This window comes from Microbacterium sp. NPDC089190 (assembly GCF_040701795.1).
GTDB classification, from domain to species: Bacteria; Actinomycetota; Actinomycetes; order Actinomycetales; family Microbacteriaceae; genus Microbacterium; species Microbacterium galbum.
The window spans coordinates 147,013-167,581 of the sequence record NZ_JBFBHF010000002.1 but is presented as its reverse complement, the minus strand read 5'-3'; the positions used below and the strand labels follow the sequence as shown (position 1 = coordinate 167,581).

The window sequence follows — 20,569 nt, the reverse complement described above, 5'->3', positions numbered from 1 at the left end:
CGGCACCCCGCTGATATCTCGGCGGCAGGATGTCGCCCGCTCGTCAGCGCCCCGCACGCCCGGAGCCGGACACCATTCTCGCGATCGGGCGTGACGACACGCGGGAGGATGCCGAGGTGTGATCTCTCGGTGACCTACCTTTGTCCCATGGGTGGCCAGGTGCTGAGCGGCGGGGTGATCGTCTTCGTGGCGGTCGCGCTGTGGTTGGTCTATCTCCTGCCGTCGTGGCAGAGCCGGCATCGGTTCACCTCCGCCGAACGCAACGCCGTGCGCCTCAACCAGGCCCTTCGCGTGCTCGCCGAGACGGCCGAGACGCCGCGGGAAGTGCACCTCGAGCTGACCACCCGCACCGCGCACCAGCAGCAGAAGCTCGCCCGTCAGGTGCAGGCGCAGAAGGCCCAGGCCGAGCTCGCCGCCGCCAAGGCGCGCCTCGAGGTGGCGAAGCTCGAGAGTGCGCGTGACCGCGATGTCGTGAAGGAGCAGCGCGCGGCCGCGATCGAGCTGGCCCGTGCCGAACGGGCCGCCGCCGTCGAGGTCGCTCGCGCCGAGCGCGCCGCGGCTCTCGAGAAGACGCGTGCGGAACGCGCCTCCGCCGTGGAGCGCGCGCGTGCCGAACAGGCTGCCTCGGTCGCCGTCCCGGCGGCTCGTCGCTCGCGTGTGCGTCGTCGCTTCCGCCTCACCGTCTCGGTCGCGCTCCTGGCCGGGCTCATCGCCTCCGGCTTCGGTGCCGTGCAGATCGTCGGGGGAGCGTCCCCGATCGTCCTCGTCGCCGGAGCGGCCGTGGTCGTGGCATCCCTCGTCATCCTGCGTCGGATCTCGGTCGTCGCCACCCGCATCGCGGCGCGTCCGGCCGAGGTGTCGGTGCCCCGGGTCATGGGCGAGGTGCAGGACGTCGCCCTCGTGCCCGAGCCGCGCCCGACGTGGACGCCGCGTGAGCTGCCCCGCCCCCTCGTCGCGTCGGTCGGCTCTCGCGCCGCCGCGACCGTCGACGAGCAGCTCGCCCGCGAGGCCCTGCGGGCCGCGGCCCGCGAGGAGGCCGCCCGGCACATCGCCGCCGAGCAGGCTCCCACGCCCATCGAGACAGCCCGCCCGGCCGCTGTCGCCCCTGTCGCCTCGCCCTACGCGGCGATGGGCTACGTCGACGACAGCGAGATCGAGAGCCACGTTCAGCGCCTCCTGACGCGCCGCGCGTCGGGGGAGTGAGTACCGGCGTTTCGGCGCCGGGCCGTTCGTCGCGGCCTCATACGCGTGGCGGCATATCCTTCCGCGGCGACGGCGCGCGGCGCGCCCGGGCTGCGTCTCGCGTCAGGTGACGGGCGCGTGACGTGATAGTGTTGACGAGGTTTCCGGGCCTGTGGCGCAGTTGGTAGCGCGCCTCGTTCGCATCGAGGAGGTCAGGGGTTCGAATCCCCTCAGGTCCACCAAACGCGGCTTACTAGAACCATTGCCATCGTGCATGGCGCGAGTCAAGCCAACCGCTTCATCCGCAAAGTCCCCACCCGCTGTCGGCGGGCGGGGACTTTGCATTGGAGCCTGTTCAAAATGAGCCGCCTGCCAGGCCATCTGGGCATCGAGGAGCAGCTGGGCGGGTTCCGAGAGGTCGGACTCGACGCGCTCGAGGTCGATGACCCAGATGCGTCGGAAGATCGCCTGGTTGAGGCGTCGCCGCATATCGTCGCTCGCGTTGAGGTAGAGCTCGTGGGGATCGCGGAGCAACTCCACCCAGCCGCGGATCTGCGCGACGCCTTCAGCGAGGTCGTCTTGGATGCTGCCGAGTTGGATCTCAACTGCGCGTTTTTGCTCCTCGATCTCGCGGATACGGGCGCTCGCCTTTGCTGCGACGAATCCACCCTCTGCCACGAGGTCGATGAGATTGTCCGCCTTCGTCGAGAGCTGGGCGAGCCGGGTGTTGAGCTGCTGGCGCAGTTCCTTCTGGACCTGCTTCTGGTCTGCGAGCACGTTGTCAATCCAGTTCCCAACCCAGGTGATGAAGTCCGGCGACAAGCGAACGGTGCGGTAGTGACGAATGACCGCCTCTTCGACCTCGTGCATCGGGATATGGCGCGAATCGCAGGTTCCCTGCTGGCGGGCGATGCAGAAGAAGTAGTAGTACTCCGCGCCGGTGCGCCCGGTGGTGCGTTGGATGATGAAGCGGCTGTCGCCGTTCCCGCGTTCGAGTTGGCACTCACCGCAGAAGACGCTGCCCTTGAGGTAGCTCTCATGGACGCGCTTTCGTTCTCCGGCTCGGCCGGTGTCTTCGAGCATCTGTTGCACGCGTTCGAAGAGTTCGCGATCTACCAGGGGCGGGTGGCGCCCGTCGTAGGCTTCGCCCTGATAGGTGACCTGCCCGATGTAGTACGGATCGCGGAGCAGCCTCGACATCTTGGATGTTGAGACGGGGCCCGGTGGACGTGAGATCGTCGGTCGAGTGGTGAGGCCGCGGGTGCTGAGCTCATCGACGACGTCATCTATCGTGTACTCGCCGCTCGCGTAGAGCCTGAACGCGAGACTGATGAAGGGGGCCCGCTCGGGGTCGACGATGACCGTGTTGACCTTGCGCCCCTCGAAGACCTCGGTGACGTTCAGATAGCCGAGCGGCGCCTTGCCGAGCGTGCCGCCGTTCTTGGCCTTCTGGCCCATCTTGTAGGCGATGTCGGCGCCATCTTCCCGTGAGCGGTACTCGTTGAACGCGGCGAGGATCCCGTGCATGAGCTGGCCGACGGGGGAGTCGTCGATTTGCTCGGTGGCGGAGATGAGCGCGACGCCACGCTTCTGAAGCTCGGCCATGACGAGCGCGTCATCGATGCGGTTGCGAGCGAAGCGGTTGAGCTTGTGGACGATGACGTAGTCGACGTCCTTCTCGGTGCGGATGCGCTGCAGCATCTGCTGGAAGGTGATGCGCTTCTCCATTTCGGTTCCGCTGCGGCCCGGTTCGATGTATTCGTCGATCACCGTGAGCCCGAGCTGGTCTGCCTTGCGGCGGCAGGCGATGCGCTGCGCGGGCAGCGAGATGCCTTCGGGGTCGTAGTCGGTATTCACCTGGTCCTTGGAGGACACGCGCAGAAAGATGACCGCCCGAGTGCCCGGTGCAGCGATCGTTCCCAGGAGGCCCTTACCCGCGATGAGGTCCGCCAGCTCCTGCTCGCCGTCGACCTCGACAACGATCGGCGCCACGGACGGAGCCCGGGTCGTGAAGGTGGCAGGGGGCGCGGTGGTGGAATGACCGTTGCGTGGCGGGGTCATGTGAGCTCCTTCGTGATCGTCGGCGCGGAGGGCAGGAGAGTGAATGGGTAGGTGTGCTTGCGGAGTTGCTGGAACGGCAGCGCACGCAGGTCGAGGAGGGACGCGCCTCGACGCTCTGCTGAGTAAGCAGGGGGTCCCGATCTGACGGCCATTTTGACGGCTAAAGCACCCCAGAAACGCTGGATTGTACGTGTGTGGAGCTCGTCAATCACTGGGGTCGGGAGGTCGCTGAGACTGCCCAAAAAGCAGCTCTTAAGCAGAATGTCGTGGGTTCGATCCCCGCCTGACCCTCCATGGAATTTCGCCATCTCCACCTCTGTGAGATGGCGATTTTCGTTGGCATCGGTCGCTTGACGTGCGGTGCCGTCGGTGGTCTCGCTGTTCTCGATTGGCCGTCGGTGACGGCCAATATCGCCGCTATGTACCAGCGCGTCCGTCGTTGCTGCTTCGTCTGCGATCGGATCTGGGCTGTGGGCGAGTGCGTCGGCGACGCTCTGAAGGGCCTCGCGCTGCTCGTCGAACATGCCGTGCTGGTAGAGCTGCTGGGTCGTGGAGACGTTCGAGTGGCCAAGGATCAGTTGCACATCGCGCGCCTGCACACCGGCCGACTTGAGCAGCGTCGCGGCTGTGTGGCGGGTCTGGTGAACCGTGATACGCCGCAGTCCAGCCTTCTCGACGACAAGATGGAAGGTGCGTGCGAAGTTGCCGGGCTCGACCGGCTGCCCGGTGCTGCTGGTCAGGATGAGATGCTCTGCGAAGGTCGGATCGGCAAGCTCGATCGCCTTGGCCGCGGCAAGTTGCTCGATTAGGCTGCGCAGCTCAGGGAGCAGGGGCAGCGTGCGCCGTCCGGCTGCAGTCTTCACTTCGCCCGCCACAACCTTGCCGTCGATGCGCTGAAGCTGTTGACGAATCTGGATCGCGCCGCGTTTGAAGTCGACGTCGCCCCAGCGCAGGGCGATAGCCTCGCCGCGGCGGGCTCCGTATACGACGAGAAGGTAGAACCCGATCTCCCACTGATGTCCGTGTACCGCCTCGAGGAATGTACGGGCCTCGTCGATGCTCCACGGGTGGATCTCTTTCGGCTGATACCTCGGAAGGTCGATGAGACGGGCCACGTTGCGGTGAACGTACTCTTCGCGTTCCGCGCGGCTGAGCGCGGCACCTGTCCGTCAGTGAGCCGAACTTCGATCTGGGGGAGTGGCAGTATCTGAGCTACGCGCAACTCGCTCAGCGGATCCTCGAGGCGCTTCCCGCCTCCGATGCGTCCTACGATGTCGAGACGATGCGTCGCTATGCCGCGCTCGTCTCGGACCTGCACAAGCTCGTGACGGCGGTTGACGTGCAGTCCGTTGAGGAGTGTGTCTGGCTCCCGAACAGCCTGCTCTCGGCGATCTCCAGTTCGCAGATGCGAGCGGCCCTACGGAAGGCCCGGGCGCAGCGCGTCGCCCGGCTCCTTAGCGACACGCTTCCCACCCTGGAGTCACCTGCCAAGGGCGATCTCAGCAACTCGACGCCGCTCGTGGAAGTGCTGGAGCGGACGCGCGTCGACGGGCTCGACATGCGGCTGCGCTGGCAGATGCAAGGCGATCAGTTTCGCCGCGTGGCCGTGCTCTGGGGACGCGGCATCGACGGCCGCACCCCCGAGTCACGCCAGAGGCGGGAAGAGATCGGGCGAGCTCATCCCGAGTTCTTCGCCTTCCCGGCACCGTTGCCACAGGCGCATCACGGGCGGAAGGAGTTCAACCACTTCGCCCCGAACTTCGTGTACAAGTACGTCAAGGCACCCAGCCTGACCATCGCGGAGCTCCAGGCCGTCGCCGGAAAGGTGCACGCGGAAATCGAGCAACTTCGTGACGAGGATTCGTAAGAGCACCCCGCCGATGCGGTGCGACGCGCTCCCTGACCTACGTTCCGCGTGTCCGATCCGGCAAACCATCGAGCGAACTCGCCGTTCACGAAAATGCCTGGTCATGTCAGAATTACGCACGGACAGCGACGATCTGGTCGAGGGGTATCCCTCCCGTCGGCGCGACGCGACTCGAATGGTTTCGAGCGACGTTATAGGGGCGTGTCTTCGCTCACCGGTACGGTGAGAACGACACCTGGTCGACAACGTAACGCGCCTCCACGGCGCAGGAGAACAATCACATGGCACCGACGACCAAAGAAGGCCAACGCGCGGAACTGCACAAGACGATCTGGCGGATCGCGACTGACCTTCGGGGCTCCGTCGACGGCTGGGACTTCAAGAGTTACGTGCTCGGCATGCTCTTCTATCGGTTCATCTCGGAGAACCTCGCCGCCTATATCAACAAGGGCGAGCACGAGGCGGGGGAGACGGCGTTCCAGTACGCCACGCTGCCCGACGACGAGGCCGACTTTGCCCGCGCTGAGGTAGTGGCCGAGAAGGGCTTCTTCATCCTTCCGAGTGAACTGTTTGCAAACGTCCGAGCGCGTGCCAAGAACGACGAGAATCTGAACGAGACTCTCGAACGTGTCTTCAAGAACATCGAAGGCTCGGCGCTCGGAACGGACAGCGAGGACGACCTCAAGGGGCTGTTCGACGACCTCGACGTCAATAGCAACAAGCTCGGCGCGACCGTGGCGCGGCGGAACGAGAAGCTGGTGAAGCTTCTCGACGCCATCGGCGAACTCCCACTCGGGCGCTTCGAGGACAACTCGATCGACCTCTTCGGTGACGCCTACGAGTACCTCATGCAGATGTACGCCGCCAACGCCGGCAAGTCCGGTGGTGAGTACTACACCCCGCAAGAGGTATCCGAGCTGCTCGCGCGGATCACCGTGGTCGGCAAAACACAGGTCAACAAGGTCTATGACCCCGCGGTCGGGTCCGGCTCGCTGCTTCTCAAGTTCGCCAAGGTTCTCGGCAAGGCGAACGTTCGTCAGGGCTTCTACGGCCAGGAAATCAACCTGACTACGTACAACCTGGCGCGCATCAACATGTTCTTGCATGACATCAACTACTCGGACTTCAACATCGCGCACGGCGACACGCTGATCGATCCGCAGCACCTCGACGACGAACCTTTCGAAGCCATCGTCTCCAACCCGCCCTACTCGATTAAGTGGGAAGGCGACGCGAATCCGATTCTCATCAATGATGAACGATTCGCGCCCGCGGGCGTTTTGGCACCGAAGTCGAAGGCCGATCTGGCGTTCACGATGCACATGCTGAGTTGGCTCGCCGTGAACGGCACCGCAGCCATCGTCGAGTTCCCAGGGGTGTTGTATCGAGGGGGCGCCGAGCAGAAGATCCGCAAGTACCTCATCGACAACAACTACGTTGACACCGTCATCCAGTTGCCTGCAGATCTGTTCTTCGGTACCACGATCGCTACCTGCATCCTTGTGCTGAAGAAGTCCAAGAAGACCAGCGACGTGCTTTTCATCGATGCTTCGAAAGAGTTCAAGCGCATCGGCAACAAGAACAAGCTCACGGCCGAAAACCAGCAACGAATCCTCAACACCTACGAAACTCGCGAGGATAGTGACCACTTCGCGAAGTGCGTGAGTAACGAGGCGATCGCGGCGAATGGCTACAACATCGCCGTCACGTCTTACGTCGAAGCCGAAGACACGCGCGAGGTCGTCGACATTGCCGTGCTGAACGCCGAGATCGCGCGGATCGTCGCGCGTCAATCTGAGCTCCGGACATCGATCGATGAGATCGTCGCAGATCTGGAAGCGGGGGGACATGCGATTGCCTGAGCTGCTCTCACGGGTGCCGGTTACCACGACGGCTCAGGTTGAGAGCTTCCTTGGTAGCGCCGAGCTCAAGTGGGGGAAGCACCGCCGCATCAAGGTCGGCAAGGTATTCCACAACTTTCTCTGCCTCCGGTGCGGCGACCAGCGAACGTTCGTCTCTGGCGACGAGCTCGACTGCCTGGGGCTCGGAGATGACCAGGTGAGCATCGACGTGACGCTTCGCTGCACAGAGTGCGAGGCATCTGTTGAGGCCTGGTTCCTGGTCGCCAGTGACGGACCAATCGCCGGTCAATCACCTCATGTGAAGGTGGAGCGCTACACCGAGAACCTGCGCGATCGAGCTGAGCGAATCGATGCCGCGAGCGGACCATTCGCAGACCTCGTGAAGCGTGCGCAGCTCGCGTATGAGAATGACCTCGGCGCAGGCGCAGTTATCTACCTCCGCAAGATTTTCGAGAAGGTCACGTGGGAAGTGGCTGAGATCCTCAACATCGCGGTCAAGAAGGCCAACGGCAACCCCCGCCCTTTCGCGGTGGTGCTCGAAGAGGTCAATGGCATTCGCAACATCATCCCGCAGCGCTTCTCGAGCGACGGGTACCAGCTCTTCCGCGAGCTGAGCGGCATCATTCACGGCGACTCGACCGAAGCTGAGGCCTTGCAGAAGTTCAAGCCCTGCCTTCAGCTCGTGCTCGGCGTCGTCAACGAGGTCCGCCAAGACAACGTGGTGGCCCAAGCGATCGAGGAGCTTGGTTGGAATGTTGACGTTGTTGAAGAGGAGGTGAGTTCATGACTCGCATCGAAGAGCTTCTCGATGCGCTCTGTCCGGATGGCGTTCGGCACGTGGTGCTTGGTGATGTCGCAACAACTGTCCCCGGTCTCAGTGGTAAATCGAAGAGCGACTTCTCGGATGGCAACGCCCGGTACGTCACGTTCAAGAACGTGTTTCAGAGTCCTGTCGTCGACGAATCGGCAGCTGAGTTCGTAGTCATCAAGAGTGGTGAGCGGCAGAACGAACTCAGACTCGGCGACGTTGTGATTACAGGCTCATCTGAGAATCAAGACGATGTCGGCATGTCAGCGGTGGTCGATCGAGAGCCCTCCGAGTCCCTCTACCTGAACAGCTTCTCCTTCGCCGTGAGATTTCACGACGCTGAGCTCATCCCAGCGTTCACCAAATTTCTGTTCCGAGGCGAGGGTGTGCGATCGCAGATCAGGAAGTCAGCGACTGGCGTGACTCGGATCAACGTCTCCAAGCCGCGCTTCATGCAAGTGCGAATCCCCGTGCCGCCCGTTGCAGTTCAGGAGGAGATAGTCGCCGTCCTTGAGGCGTCTACTCGGCTCGAAGCCGACCTCAATCTCGAACTGGAGGCCGAGTCAAACGCGCGACGCATTCAGTACGAGCACTATCGAGCCGAGGCGTTTACACGTCTAACCACACCGGAGAACTGGTCGACGCTGGGCGAGGTATCTGCGCACGTCTCGTCAGGAGGCACCCCCTCAACCGCACGTGACGACTACTACGGTGGCGGCATCCCGTGGGTTCGAACACAGGAAGTCGACTTCGGCTACATCACTGCGACCGGCAAGACGATCTCCGAACAGGGCCTGCGAAATTCCGCTGCGAAGTGGATTCCGGCAAACTGCGTGATCGTCGCGATGTATGGTGCCACAGCCGCCAAAGTCGCAATGAATGCGATTCCGGTCACGACAAACCAGGCGTGCTGCAATCTGGAGATTGACGCCGAGCGCGCAGACCCCCGTTATGTGTTCCATTGGATTTCGAGCCAGTACGAGGCACTGAGATCGCTCGGAGAGGGATCTCAATCGAACCTCAATGCGAAGAAGGTGAGGGGCTTCGGTATCCCCGTCCCACCCCTTGAAGACCAGAAGCGACTCGTGACCCTCCTTGACGGATTGTCGGAGGCGGTCGAAGCGCTCAGGGGTTCACTCTCCGCCGAGCGGCAGCGGCGCCGACAGCAGTACGAGTATCACCGCGATCGGCTGCTCAGCTTCAGGGAGCTGGCCGCATGACCGCGCCCAAATACGCTCGCGTCCAGATGGGCACCGTGGGCGAGTTCATTCGAGGGCGTCGCTTCACCAAGAACGACGTCGTAGACGCTGGGATTCCGAGCATCCACTACGGCGAGATCTACACCAGCTACGGCATCTCCGCGACCGAAACCGTCTCGCAGGTGCGTGCCGATCTTCGTCCGCAGCTCCGCTTCGCCAAACCCGGCGACGTCGTGATCGCCGCCGTTGGGGAGACGGCTGAAGACGTTGGTAGGGGTGTTGCGTGGCTTGGCAGCACGGACGTGGCGATTCACGACGACTGTTTCCTCTTTCGGTCGGCGGTCCTCGATCCGAGATACGTGGCTCACTACTTGCGTACCGAGGGACTCATCCAGGAGAAGGACAAGTACGTCGCACGCGCCAAAGTGAAGCGGATCTCTGGATCAAACCTGGGTCGTCTGCATATTCCGTTGCCCCCCATGGGTGAACAACAGAGGATCGTGCGGACGCTCGAAGCGTTCGGCGCCCGGATAGAAGAGTTGTCCCAATCATTGCTTGCCGAACTTGCGGCGCGCGAGCAGCAGTACCAGCACTATCGGAGCGAGATGTTTGGAGGGGCAACCCATGAGTGACGCCCTCGCCCGCATCTACGATCCGATTGCCGTCTCCGCTGAGAGCACGGTGGTGTCTGAGTACATCGCCGATCCTTCGGGCGCGACGGCGTACCAGTCAGAGGCGGACCTCGAGCGGCAGATGGTCGAACTGCTTCAAGGGCAGGCCTACGAGTATCTTCCGCTCACATCAGAAGCGGCGCTGATTGCGAACCTGAGGACGCAACTTCAGGCGCTCAACAACTTCACCTTCTCGGACTCAGAGTGGGACCGCTTCTTCACGACGAAGCTCGCGGGCCAGAACGAAGGCATCGTCGAGAAGACCGTGCGTATCCAGGAGGATCACATCCAGATTCTGACGCGCGACGACGGCTCCACCAAGAACATCTCGCTCCTCGACAAGAAGAACATCCACAACAACCGGCTCCAGGTCATCAACCAGTACGAGGTGGCGCAAGGTGAGGGTGGGGGAGTGTATGCCAACCGCTACGACGTGACGGTGCTCGTCAATGGCTTGCCGATGGTGCACATCGAGCTGAAGCGCCGCGGCGTGGATATCCGCGAGGCCTTCAACCAGATCAACCGTTACCAGCGCGAGAGCTTCTGGTCGGGTTCGGGCCTCTTGGATTACGTCCAGCTCTTCGTCATCAGCAACGGAACGCTCACCAAGTATTACTCGAACTCGACCCGTTCGAAGCACCTCAAGGAGGCCTCGGGCAAGCAAGCCCGAGGCAAGAAGTCGAGCAACTCGTTCGAGTTCACGTCGTGGTGGGCGGATGCGCAGAACAAGCCCATCCAAGATCTGCGCGCGTTCACGAAGACCTTCTTCGCCAAGCACACGCTGCTCAACATCCTGACCCGCTACTGCGTGCTCACTGCGGATCGGGATCTGCTCGTCATGCGTCCGTACCAGATCGTCGCGACAGAGCGGATCTTGCAGAAGATCGACATCTCGACCAACTACCGCAAGCTCGGAACAATCGAAGCCGGCGGGTACGTGTGGCACACGACCGGCTCGGGGAAGACGCTCACGTCGTTCAAGGCCGCGCAACTCGCGTCCAAACTACCTGACGTCGCCAAGGTGCTCTTCGTGGTCGACCGCAAGGATCTCGACTATCAAACGATGCGTGAGTACGACCGCTTCGAGAAAGGCGCGGCCAACTCAAATGCCTCGACCGCGATCCTGAAGAAGCAGCTTGAAGATCCGAATGCTCGGATCATCATCACCACGATTCAGAAGCTCTCAACCTTCATTCGTGCGAACAAGGGGCACGAGGTCTTCGGCGGGCACGCCGTGATCATCTTCGACGAGTGTCACCGGTCGCAGTTCGGCGATATGCACGCCGACATCACCCGCGCGTTCAAGCGCTACAACCTATTCGGCTTCACCGGGACTCCAATCTTCGCGGCGAACGCGGGAAGCGCCGGCCAGCCCACGCTCCGAACGACTGCCCAAGCGTTCGGGTGCTTCTTGCACGGCGATCCCGCGAACTGCCCTCCCGAGCCGCATCAGATGGCGATCCACACATACTCAATCGTCGACGCGATCACCGACAAGAACGTGCTGCCGTTCCGTATCGACTACATCCGTACAGTGCGCGTGGGCAATCCCGACGACAAGCAAGTGTCGTCAATCGACCGCGAGAAGGCGCTGCTGGACCCACGACGTATCGACGACATCGTGCACTACACCCTCGACCACTTCGACCAGAAGACTCGCCGCGCCTCCGCCTACGAACACTCGGTCGTGATGAATGTCGCCGAGTCCGTCCGCACCCGCCGACAGGTCGAAGCCGTTAAGGAGAAGCGGCGCGTCCGGGGCTTCAACGCGTTGTTCGCCACCGCCTCCATCGACGCCGCGCAGGCGTACTACCTCGCATTCAAAGCGGCGCAGGAGGAGCTCATCCCCGACCGCCGACTGCGCATCGGCATCATCTTCAGCTACGGCGCGAACGAAGCCGTTGACGACGGCATCCTCGACGACGAAGCGTTCGATACCGAGGCGCTCTCTGGGAGCAGTCGCGACTTCCTGGCATCAGCTATCCGCGATTACAACGCGATGTTCGGGACGAGCTACGACACCAGTGCTGACAAGTTCCAGAACTACTACAAGGACTTGTCGCAGCGGATGAAGAACCGCGAGATCGACCTCGTCATCGTCGTGAACATGTTCCTGACCGGCTTCGATGCGACGACGCTCAACACGCTCTTCGTCGACAAGAACCTGCGCACGCACGGACTCATCCAGGCCTACTCGCGAACGAACCGCATCCTCAACTCGGTCAAGACGTACGGCAACATCGTCACCTTTCGCGACCTCGAAGAGGAGACCAACGCTGCGCTCGAGCTCTTCGGTAACAAGGATGCTCGTGGCGTCGTACTGCTGAAGCCGTTCAGCGACTACTACGAGCAGTACGCCGAGAAGGTGAGTGAGCTGCTAGAGCGTTTCCCGCTCGGTCAGCCGATCGTCGGAGAAGCTGCGCAGAAGACCTTCATCGCCTTGTTCGGCGCGATCCTGCGCCTGCAGAACATCCTGACGTCGTTCGACGACTTCGCCGGCCGCGATCTGCTCACCGAGCGACAGAGTCAGGACTATCGCTCGGTCTACCTCGATCTCTACGCCGAGTTCCGCAAGGAGCGAGACGGTGACAAGGAGCCGATCAACGAGGACGTGGTCTTCGAGATCGAGCTGGTCAAGCAGGTCGAGATCAACGTCGACTACATCCTGATGCTCGTCGAGAAGTATCGTGCGAGTTTCGGAGACGGCGACGACAAGGAAATTAGGGCCCAGATCACCCGCGCGGTCGATGCAAGCCCGAGTCTTCGATCTAAGCGGGACCTGGTCGAGGACTTCGTTGACGCCGTCTCGATCAAGGGCGCCGTCGATGAGCAGTGGCAAGCCTTCGTCGCCGCGAAGCGCGAGGCCGAGCTCGAGGCGATCATCGCTGAGCAGAAGCTCAAGCCTGAACCGACGCGCGCGTTCATCGACGCCGCGTTCCGTGACGGCCAGCTTCGCACTACAGGCACCGAGATTACGAGGATCCTCCCGCCCGTATCCCGCTTCAATCGCCAGGCCAATCACGGCGAGACAAAGAAGCGCGTGACCAGCGCGCTGACATCTTTCTTCGAGCGCTTCTTCGGGCTCGGCTCTGGGAACGTCTCATGAGGCTCATCTCCGCCCACGTACGAGGGTATGGACGCATCGTTGATTCGAAAGTGAATCTCGACGCAAAGGTCATCGCCATCGTGGGGCCGAACGAAGCAGGCAAGACAACCCTCCTCAACGCGCTCGCCTTCGTCGATCGCGGCGGAGAGATCCCCGTGCCGGAACGATCCAGAGCGGGCGAGGTCGGCGACGACACGCAGGTCACCGCCCTCGACTACGTGCTCGACGACAACGACAGGGCGGCGCTCGTTGACCTGGATCTCCAGGAGGCTCCGAAGCGGGTCGTCATCTCCAGACCTGCAGCCGGAGGGAGCCTCTACGTCAACCTGAAGCCTCGCCCCGTGAAGTCGGTCGTGCCTCTCTCGAACGCACTCGATGCGCTCGCTGCTACGTTGGCTCAGTCCGACCTCGACCAACTTGTGGATCCCGACACCGTCTACGCCGATCCGGCTTCCGATGCCGCACGGGATTATCGAGCGGAGCTGCAAGTTGTCGTGGATGCTGCAACTGGCGCGGTCGAACTTCCTGGCACCGCGTTGACCGAGGATGTGCTCTCAACTGCTCGCTCGCTACGGGCAGTCACGCTCACCGATGGTCCAGACGGCGAAAGAGCGGCCGAGGCGCTCGACGCGTTGATCGCATGGGCTGAGCGGGAAGAACCCGGCGACGAAGCAAGAGACATCATCTGGCGCCGCGCGCCACGGTTCGTGCTATTTGACGAAGAGGATCGCTCGATTCAATCCGCGTACAACTTCGAGCAGGTCGCGAACCCGCCACGCGCGCTGGCGAACCTCGCCGGTATGGCAGCGCTCGATCTCGCCGAGCTTTACCAGTTCATTCAGACTGGCGACACCGCGCGGCGGCGCAGCGCGATCGTGAAGGCGAACAAGCGCATGGACGCGCTCTTCGAGGAAGCGTGGAAGCAGTCCCGCCTCTCTGTTCATTTTGAGGTCGACGGGTCCGAGCTCCGCATCGAGCTAATGGAGGACGGCGACAACGTCACCGTCTTCTCAGAGCGCAGCGCCGGCCTTCGGATGTTCATCGCTCTTATTGCATTCCTGAAGGTTCGTGGCTCAGACCGGCCCCCGGTTCTCCTTATCGACGAAGCAGAGAACCACCTCCACATCGACGCCCAAGCCGACCTCGTCAACATGTTCGTCGCTCAGGAGCAGGCGGTGAAGGTCATCTACACCACACACAGCCCTGCATGTCTGCCGCCGGATCTCGGGACGGGTATCCGCGTCGTCGCGCCACGCAAAGACAACTTCCAGATCAGCGACGTCATGAACAGCTTCTGGCAGGGGGCGGCAGGATTCTCACCTCTCATGATGGCGATGGGAGCGGCAGCGGCCGCATTCACCCCAGCGCGGTACGTCGTCCTCGCCGAGGGCGCAACGGAGATGATCCTGCTCCCGACCCTCATGCGTGCGGCACTCGACCTGAGCGAGCTGCCGTATCAAGTTGCGGCTGGCCTGGCGGAGGCACCGACTGACCTGCTTCCAACCTTGGACCTGGAGGCCGCCCGGGTCGTGTACCTCGTCGATGGTGACGACGGAGGAAAGAAGCTGGCGAGCTCCCTTGAGGACTTGGATACTCCTTCGAGCCTCATTGTTGAGTTGGCGGTTCCTGGGATCGAGAACGTGGTCGACCTCGACTGCTATCGCGGCGCCTTGGTCGCACTGGTCGGGGAATCCAACCCTGGCCTCAGTGCGACCGACCTCTCGTCGCTCGCGTCCGTCGAGGTGAAGGATGCGGCATCGACCGCGAAGACCTTTGCGCAGTGGATCACGAACAAGGGCTGGAGAGTGCCATCCAAGGTGGCAGTGGCGAACTGGCTCGTGACGCACGGCAAGGCTCAACCGAGCGAGAGCGGTCGGGAAACACTCATTGCGGTGCACCAACGCCTCGTGAGCGCACTCCGACTGGACCAGCACAGTGACAGCTAACGCGACCTTGCCCCGCGTGTCATGGCACATCGGCTCCAACGACCACTTGAGGAGGGCGGGCCGTGAGTAGTCTCGCCGTCGCCGACAAGGTTCTGCTCGAGTCGGTTCTGGGAATGTCGAGCGGGTATGTGCTGGACTTCAGCAACGCGTCGTTCGCGAACTTCTTCCGCGATCTGAGCATCGATATCTACGACGCCGAACGATTCCCAGGGTTCGGGGATTCGAAGGCGAATCGGCTGCGCGCGCTTTGGAAGAGTGGCTCAGACGAAGAGGTAGCGACCTCGCTGCGCGCGCTCCTCGATTACATCGAAGCCAAGCTGCTGACCGGGCTGCTGAGTCACGAGATCAACGATCAGAGCATCGAGCGAGTTCGCGCCATCGCTGACGGTCTGAGCGGTGCGAACCCAGACCTGGTGCCGTCCGTCGCGGCAAGCTTCACCACGGAAGCGACTGTCACCGACAACAAGATCCAGATCGAGATACATCAGGACATCTACGACCACATAAACCGCTTCCTCGCGACTGAGGACTACTTCCACGCGGTCGAGGAGTCGTACAAGGTCGTACGTGAAGCGCTTCGCGAAAAGACCGGGAGCGAGAAGGCCACTGACGCGTTCAAGCCGGAGAACTATTCTGCGCTGTTCGGGCATCTGCCGGCGACCGACGCTGAAAAGGACTTCTTCGACGGCGTGAAGTACCTGAACATGGCCATCCAGTTCCTTCGGAACGAGAAGTCACATACGCTCGCGTCGCCGCTCGAACCCAACCTGGCTATTCACTACATCTCACTCGCGAGCCTCGCGTACGACCTCATCACCCGCTACGTGAGTGAGGAGCTAACCGCGCAGATAGAGGAGCTCATCGCCGCCGAACGCAGGTCATACTCGGCGACCAGGTTCTACCGAGCATTCGAGGGTGGACGGTGGCTGAATGGCCTTGCGTTGCCTAATGAGCTCTCGTCACCCTCAGTGCGCCGGGTCTTGAAGAACAAGTGGTTGAGGGAAGCAGACTTCACCCGCAGCTACGACCAGAGCAATATCGCATTGATGCGTCTCGAAGTGGTCGCGGACGCGTTGACCGCGGCCGACGTCGATGAGCTGCTTGAACTGCCCACCGTCGACAGCAACGGGTATAGCCAGGAAGCCGGAACAGTTCTGTTCCTCGAGTACCTCAGGGCCAAGTATCCGCACACGATCTCTTCTGAGGCCGAGGAGCGAATCGCCGCCGATCAGTGAGTCAGGTGCCGGTATCGGTCGACGTCGCACCGCACTCGGACTTGACCGCCTTCAGAACCGTGTGGGTTGAGAAACCGAGACGTCGGCCGATACTAGCTGCTGATTCGCCGTGCTCGTAAGCCGTTTGCGCCACGACGATGTCTGCTGCGCTCATTCGGCGAATCGTCACGAGACCGGCCTGTGCGAGATGCTTTCCGGCCGTCTGTCGCGTGACGCCCAGCGCGTTCGCGGCGCCGACCACGCTCCCGTGCTTGCGGTAGTGCGCCACGAGCGCCTCTATCTCGTCCGACCGAAGCTGTCGCGCACGCTTCACGACAGGGGAGCCGGTCGCTCGTCGCCTGGATTCCCGTGCCTTCGTGACAAGGCTCTGAACCGGGGGAGTACTGCCCGATTGTTTCGAGTAGGCATGCAGTAGGTCCACCGAACAGACGGCCGATCGGACATGAGAAATCATGACTGATCGGCCGTTTTTGGTCCCCTGTGCGTACCGATCCGGCAGCGACCTCCCTGGTTTAGGCGGTCTTGCGAAGCGCGGTCGAACTAGGGTTTATCCCGCTGAACTGGGTTTTTTCAGCCCCCCCTGTTTTGGATCCCGCCTGGTGCCTACGGGTACGTTTCACGGTATCGGTACATCACTCGGCGCCCGCCCGTGGGACACCCGCCCGAAACGATTGTTTGAGGCAAGCTGGTCATCGATCGCGACCAGATATATGACACCCCGACTACCGATCCACCGAAACCCCCGGCCGAAGCGTTCTCGGTATCGCTCATGAACTTGGATACGCGGTCGGACGGGATCGGTCCATCCCGGACGCAAGCGGGTCAGGTTGGACTAGTGGTCGTCACCTCGATTCGTATTCGTCCTGTGCCCGTTCCCGAAGCAGCTGCTCCTGGGCCATCGCGATGAAGATGCGCGCGATCTGGGCCGGCTCGACATCCCGATTGAGCTCGGAGAAGACGGTGATTCGTCGTCGCGGTGTCGTCGATTGGCGTGCAGTGGCGGAGGGCAACGACGGGGCTGAGCGGTGACTGGGTTGGCCTGGCGTCCTTCGTGGCGCCGAGAGCCTGGCGAAGGTTCGATACGCGAGCCCCGCCCGTCCGATGAGGTTTGCATCGCGTTTGATGGCCTCGTGTCTCGCGCTAGCGAAGTTGGTACTGCGCAGTGGAACGTCAAAGAGGTAGAACGCACGCAGCGCGTCCTGCTGCTCGCCAGTGAGGTGCGCAAGAAGCGGGCCACCGTTCTCCCAGTCTGCCTGCAGTGCGGCTCGGCGGTTGCGGTAGTCGGTGTTGTTGATCCTTGGCATCTGCCATTGTCCCGCCCGCCTGGCGTGCGCTCGAAGTCTTGCCTACCGAGACGTGAGCGTGGGCCGTCGATAAAGTGCAGTCCAGATGATCCTCGGGGTGCTAACTCTTTGGCCCACTCGTACGACTACTCCTCGAAGGAGCACACTATGCAACGGAGCACGCTGACGCCGGATAGGAAGATTCGACGATGACGACGCCGAACCTTGGTGCGCTCTACCTCGAGCACAGGGAGAAGTTGATCCGAGTTGCCGCAGCGGTGCTGCGCCAACTCGGGTTGCATGATGGAGCCCAGGACGTGGTGCAGCAGGTGTTCTTCGAACTGCAGCAGAAACCGCCGATGGGACACGTCAGCTCGTGGGAAGCGTTGCTCGTGCAGCGCACGAAACAGCGCGCCATTGACCAAGGACGTAAACAGCACGCCGACAAGAGGGGACCATCGTTCGACGATGACTTCGATCTCCACGACCCCAAAGCCGAGGAAGTCATCGAGCGTGCGGATACCGCCATGGACATCGCTGCCCGCAGAGGTGAGCTGATGGACGCGATGAGTCAGCTGAGCGACAACGAGAGATATGTGCTCACGCGACAGGAGTACGACGAAGCGAGTCGAGCAGAGCTTGCCGATGAGCTCGGCGTGACGCCTCCTCGAATCAGCCAGATACGTAAGTCCGCGCTGGAGAAGCTCCGCGCGCTCATGGAGAAAGAGTGATGTCGTGAACGAGCAGCAGAAAGCTGAGCTCCTGGAACGGCTCATCGAGAACCCACCCCACCGGGGTCTTATTCTGGAGCAGGCCGGCGCCACAGCCTCGGAGCGGGAAGAACTTCTCACACTTGCCCGCACTGCGGATGCCGTATGGGTCGCGAATCTGGAAATCCCCCCACTGGAGGAAGACCCGATTGCGGCGATGGTGGGTGTCGCCCCGACCCCGGGCTTGACCGTCGACCCAGCGGGGTTCAAGGCCGCCCGGTTGAGATCGAAGGTGAGCGTCAGCGGTCTGCGGGACTACCTCGCAGGACGCGGGTGGGAGGTCACCGGCCCACAGGTCGCCAGTTGGCAGACACGGACCGGTATTGAGCTTTCCCCGGCTCTGCTGGAGGACATCGGTGCCGCGTTGTCGACATCGCCTGATGCGTTTACTGTCAGGCAAGTTGGCAACACGCCGTCTCTGTACACGACCTTGCGTGCGACGGACTGGTTTGACGCGCTTGTGGACCAATGGCGCCAGATGCGGAGTATTGCCAGGTCTGTTGCCGAAGCTCAACTGCTGAGTCGCGCGGGCGCCACAGTGCATCGCGGGGAAGAACCGGACCTAGAGCAGGTGCATGAGCTTCTCGCCCACCTGGTGTCGCCAGGGGACGACCACCCGCCCATGCCATGAATGTCGCGCAGGCAGTGGAGCGAATCCTTCGGCGAGTGACGCAGGAGCGAGCGCTCCGTTTCGCCGCTGACCCTGTGGGGACAGTCGAGGACATCTTTGGCATCCGCGCCGTGCCTTCTGATGGTCTCGCCGAGCGCCGCGGTGCGGGCGGCGCGTGCGATGGCGTTTCCTTCCTGGACGACGGCGTCTTGTTCTATGCTCCGACGGAGTTCAGTAGGCGACATAACTTCACCATCGCGCACGAGGTGGGTCACCACCTGGTGAACAACGACGCGCGCGTGTCGGACTGGGTCTACGACCAGGAGGACCACGAGGCGATCCTCGAGACGATCTGTGATCAGATTGCCCAGCAGCTTTTGCTCCCCACGGCCGCGGTCGCCGAGTTCTTGGAAGGTCGGGTCCCCCGAGCGCGAGATGTGCTGGACCTGTTCGACGGCTCATCGGCTAGTAGACCCGTCTGTGCGATAGCAATAGCCCACTATCTGCCGAAGTTCGGGGCCGTAGCGCTCATCGAACGCGCCACGATGCAAGTGACCAGCTCCAGCGTCACTCCGGACCCGGACAACGGTTGGTCTTTCATCTATCCCTGGCCCGGCCAGCAGCTTCCTCCCGGTCATCAACTTCGCAACGTCAGCGACGGGGTGGAGTTGACACGGCGGGTGAGCTGGCAGGGGCGCTTCGGCAAGAGTGAGGACTTCTTCGTCAATGCCATCGGAACCCCCCACGGGATCGTTGTGGTTTTTGCCGCCGAGGACCTTTGGGGTGCGCCCGGACTGCCGCGGGTTCTCGACCGTGAATGGGATGACCGGCTCACCCTCAGGGGTGAATGCTGCGGGAAAACGTTTCAGACGAGAGGGTTCCCGTGTTCGGAGTGTGGTGCGCCGTTCTGTCCTCGGTGCGGGAAGTGCGCGCATCAACGCAGGGACGCACGGGACGTTCAGTGCATGGAGTGCTTTGTGCTCAGGCCCCCTGCGACCGTCGTCGATGGTGTGTGTGCGGAGTGTCGGGGCTGACTAACTCTTCATCGCCCGAATCCGACTACCTAGTGCGGGGCGAACTCCTTCCTCGCATCGATCGGAGATGAACATGGCGAAGAACACCGGAAAGGGCTACCGCAAGGGAGCCGTCAGCTCGCGTAGCGAATTCCAGCACCAGGGCATGTGGTTCAAGCGCGACGCCACCACAGGCCGAATTATGAATGGGTCTGAGAAGCAGCACAAGGGGGTCCGCAATGAGCGCTGACAGCGCTGACGAGAACGCCCGCCGGCACATCCCTTCCGCGACCCACCTCGCGGAGTTTGTGATGCTGAAGAGCCCGCGCCGCCCTGCGTGCGTCCGCAAGCACCACCGTCAGGTCGAGGCACCCACCGATCAGCGACAGTTCGCATACTTCTATGGGCGCCTCTTCGGTGCGATTCGTCGGCACGTGCGCGCGGGGTTCGACACTGACGAAGTGGACCGCGCGATCATCGGCGCGTCGACGCAGCAGCGACCGTCCTTCGTGGAGGTCGCTGATGGTCTTGTGCCCGCCTTGAAAGGCCTTGGTGCGGTTGACGGGCGCACCGTCCGTCATCGCAGTTACTACCATGCTGCAGACGGGGAGCACCTGGTATCTGTATACCCCCAGTTCGCTCTCACTTTGCATGACGGTACGGACATGTTCGTGCACGTACACACTGCAAAGGAACCGCTCACCCCCGTTGCGGCGGGGGTCTTGCTCGCCCTTCTGGCGGGCGCGTACCCCGGTGGGCGGGTCGCCGTTGTCGACGCGCGGCGGGGAGCGGTCATCGTCCCCCAATCCGCCGTCGTGCGCGCTAGCGAAGCCGCGATCACCGCGTATCTGGACGAGTACCTCAACCTGTGGGCGTCCGCAGCATAGGGGTCTTCATCAGCTGGTCGGGAAAGCACCTGCTCGGCCATGAACCGAAAGGGTTCATCGACACCGCGT

General features: G+C 62.4%; 17 protein-coding genes, 1 tRNA gene and 1 pseudogene. 15 read left to right on the top strand and 4 right to left on the bottom strand.

Going from position 1 to position 20,569, the window contains the following annotated elements; genetic code table 11:
- Window positions 1-147 precede the first annotated feature (147 nt).
- Together AB0230_RS06605 and AB0230_RS06600 are read left to right on the top strand one after the other, a co-directional pair.
- Complete coding sequence (locus AB0230_RS06605) at window positions 148-1,203, top strand: large exoprotein (RefSeq protein WP_366374720.1); 1,056 nt, start codon at window positions 148-150, stop codon at window positions 1,201-1,203.
- A 145-nt stretch (window positions 1,204-1,348) separates the two neighbouring features.
- Window positions 1,349-1,424 (top strand) — tRNA-Ala (locus AB0230_RS06600).
- Between the two features lie 649 nt (window positions 1,425-2,073).
- On the opposite strand, the pseudogene AB0230_RS06595 reads toward AB0230_RS06600, so the two are convergent.
- Window positions 2,074-3,243 (bottom strand): annotated as a pseudogene (locus tag AB0230_RS06595) (recombinase family protein); the annotation flags it as partial.
- On the bottom strand, window positions 3,240-4,358 hold the full coding sequence (locus tag AB0230_RS06590; protein ID WP_366374718.1) for a site-specific integrase: 1,119 nt from the start codon (window positions 4,356-4,358) through the stop codon (window positions 3,240-3,242). The pseudogene AB0230_RS06595 and the gene AB0230_RS06590, both read right to left, overlap by 4 nt.
- 167 nt (window positions 4,359-4,525) lie before the next feature.
- Here AB0230_RS06590 and AB0230_RS06585 point away from each other — a divergent pair, with 167 nt between their 5' ends.
- The 8 genes from AB0230_RS06585 (at window position 4,526) to AB0230_RS06550 (ending at window position 15,937) form a co-directional block, all read left to right on the top strand.
- Window positions 4,526-5,110: a hypothetical protein gene (locus AB0230_RS06585; protein ID WP_366374716.1), complete on the top strand. Its 585-nt coding sequence runs from the start codon at window positions 4,526-4,528 to the stop codon at window positions 5,108-5,110.
- 281 nt (window positions 5,111-5,391) lie between these two features.
- Complete coding sequence (locus tag AB0230_RS06580; protein WP_366374714.1) at window positions 5,392-6,972, top strand: type I restriction-modification system subunit M; 1,581 nt, start codon at window positions 5,392-5,394, stop codon at window positions 6,970-6,972.
- Window positions 6,959-7,759 (top strand): hypothetical protein, encoded by an 801-nt coding sequence (locus AB0230_RS06575; RefSeq protein ID WP_366374712.1) that lies wholly within the window; start codon window positions 6,959-6,961, stop codon window positions 7,757-7,759. The genes AB0230_RS06580 and AB0230_RS06575 overlap by 14 nt, the downstream gene beginning before the upstream one ends.
- Entirely contained in the window at window positions 7,756-9,000 is a 1,245-nt protein-coding gene (locus AB0230_RS06570) for a restriction endonuclease subunit S (RefSeq protein ID WP_366374710.1), read from the top strand. Before AB0230_RS06575 ends, AB0230_RS06570 begins: the two co-directional genes overlap by 4 nt.
- A complete protein-coding gene (locus AB0230_RS06565) occupies window positions 8,997-9,611 on the top strand; it encodes a restriction endonuclease subunit S (protein ID WP_366374708.1) in 615 nt (204 codons plus the stop codon). The genes AB0230_RS06570 and AB0230_RS06565 overlap by 4 nt, the downstream gene beginning before the upstream one ends.
- The gene (locus tag AB0230_RS06560) at window positions 9,604-12,756 is read left to right on the top strand and encodes a type I restriction endonuclease subunit R (protein WP_366374706.1); all 3,153 of its coding nucleotides are present in this window, start codon (window positions 9,604-9,606) and stop codon (window positions 12,754-12,756) included. Before AB0230_RS06565 ends, AB0230_RS06560 begins: the two co-directional genes overlap by 8 nt.
- Complete coding sequence (locus tag AB0230_RS06555) at window positions 12,753-14,702, top strand: AAA family ATPase (RefSeq protein WP_366374704.1); 1,950 nt, start codon at window positions 12,753-12,755, stop codon at window positions 14,700-14,702. The genes AB0230_RS06560 and AB0230_RS06555 overlap by 4 nt, the downstream gene beginning before the upstream one ends.
- Before the next feature lie 62 nt (window positions 14,703-14,764).
- Complete coding sequence (locus AB0230_RS06550; protein WP_366374702.1) at window positions 14,765-15,937, top strand: TIGR02391 family protein; 1,173 nt, start codon at window positions 14,765-14,767, stop codon at window positions 15,935-15,937.
- Between the two features lies 1 nt (window position 15,938).
- On the opposite strand, the gene AB0230_RS06545 is transcribed toward AB0230_RS06550, so the two are convergent.
- Together AB0230_RS06545 and AB0230_RS06540 are read right to left on the bottom strand one after the other, a co-directional pair.
- Window positions 15,939-16,205, bottom strand: coding sequence for a helix-turn-helix domain-containing protein (locus tag AB0230_RS06545; protein WP_366374700.1), 267 nt, complete (start codon window positions 16,203-16,205; stop codon window positions 15,939-15,941).
- A 574-nt stretch (window positions 16,206-16,779) separates the two neighbouring features.
- Entirely contained in the window at window positions 16,780-17,241 is a 462-nt protein-coding gene (locus AB0230_RS06540; RefSeq protein WP_366374698.1) for a hypothetical protein, read from the bottom strand.
- A gap of 188 nt (window positions 17,242-17,429) precedes the next feature.
- On the opposite strand from AB0230_RS06540, the gene AB0230_RS06535 reads away from it, so the two are divergent.
- The 5 genes from AB0230_RS06535 (at window position 17,430) to AB0230_RS06515 (ending at window position 20,500) form a co-directional block, all read left to right on the top strand.
- Window positions 17,430-17,951, top strand: a complete 522-nt coding sequence (locus tag AB0230_RS06535) for a sigma-70 family RNA polymerase sigma factor (RefSeq protein ID WP_366374696.1) — start codon at window positions 17,430-17,432, stop codon at window positions 17,949-17,951.
- Between the two features lie 4 nt (window positions 17,952-17,955).
- A complete protein-coding gene (locus tag AB0230_RS06530; protein WP_366374694.1) occupies window positions 17,956-18,621 on the top strand; it encodes a hypothetical protein in 666 nt (221 codons plus the stop codon).
- 35 nt (window positions 18,622-18,656) lie between these two features.
- On the top strand, window positions 18,657-19,634 hold the full coding sequence (locus AB0230_RS06525; protein WP_366374692.1) for an ImmA/IrrE family metallo-endopeptidase: 978 nt from the start codon (window positions 18,657-18,659) through the stop codon (window positions 19,632-19,634).
- A 73-nt stretch (window positions 19,635-19,707) separates the two neighbouring features.
- Window positions 19,708-19,863: a hypothetical protein gene (locus tag AB0230_RS06520; protein ID WP_336543719.1), complete on the top strand. Its 156-nt coding sequence runs from the start codon at window positions 19,708-19,710 to the stop codon at window positions 19,861-19,863.
- Complete coding sequence (locus AB0230_RS06515) at window positions 19,853-20,500, top strand: hypothetical protein (RefSeq protein ID WP_366374690.1); 648 nt, start codon at window positions 19,853-19,855, stop codon at window positions 20,498-20,500. The genes AB0230_RS06520 and AB0230_RS06515 overlap by 11 nt, the downstream gene beginning before the upstream one ends.
- Window positions 20,501-20,569: the final 69 nt, after the last annotated feature.

Bases quoted from the DNA above. Each gene is read 5' to 3' on its own strand.
- AB0230_RS06605 (WP_366374720.1), top strand. From the start codon at position 148: ATGGGTGGCCAGGTGCTGAGCGGCGGGGTGATCGTCTTCGTGGCGGTC.
- AB0230_RS06585 (WP_366374716.1), top strand. From the start codon at position 4,526: ATGCGTCGCTATGCCGCGCTCGTCTCGGACCTGCACAAGCTCGTGACG.
- AB0230_RS06580 (WP_366374714.1), top strand. From the start codon at position 5,392: ATGGCACCGACGACCAAAGAAGGCCAACGCGCGGAACTGCACAAGACG.
- AB0230_RS06575 (WP_366374712.1), top strand. From the start codon at position 6,959: ATGCGATTGCCTGAGCTGCTCTCACGGGTGCCGGTTACCACGACGGCT.
- AB0230_RS06570 (WP_366374710.1), top strand. From the start codon at position 7,756: ATGACTCGCATCGAAGAGCTTCTCGATGCGCTCTGTCCGGATGGCGTT.
- AB0230_RS06565 (WP_366374708.1), top strand. From the start codon at position 8,997: ATGACCGCGCCCAAATACGCTCGCGTCCAGATGGGCACCGTGGGCGAG.
- AB0230_RS06560 (WP_366374706.1), top strand. From the start codon at position 9,604: ATGAGTGACGCCCTCGCCCGCATCTACGATCCGATTGCCGTCTCCGCT.
- AB0230_RS06555 (WP_366374704.1), top strand. From the start codon at position 12,753: ATGAGGCTCATCTCCGCCCACGTACGAGGGTATGGACGCATCGTTGAT.
- AB0230_RS06540 (WP_366374698.1), bottom strand. From the start codon at position 17,241: ATGCCAAGGATCAACAACACCGACTACCGCAACCGCCGAGCCGCACTG.
- AB0230_RS06535 (WP_366374696.1), top strand. From the start codon at position 17,430: ATGACGACGCCGAACCTTGGTGCGCTCTACCTCGAGCACAGGGAGAAG.
- AB0230_RS06520 (WP_336543719.1), top strand. From the start codon at position 19,708: ATGGCGAAGAACACCGGAAAGGGCTACCGCAAGGGAGCCGTCAGCTCG.
- AB0230_RS06515 (WP_366374690.1), top strand. From the start codon at position 19,853: ATGAGCGCTGACAGCGCTGACGAGAACGCCCGCCGGCACATCCCTTCC.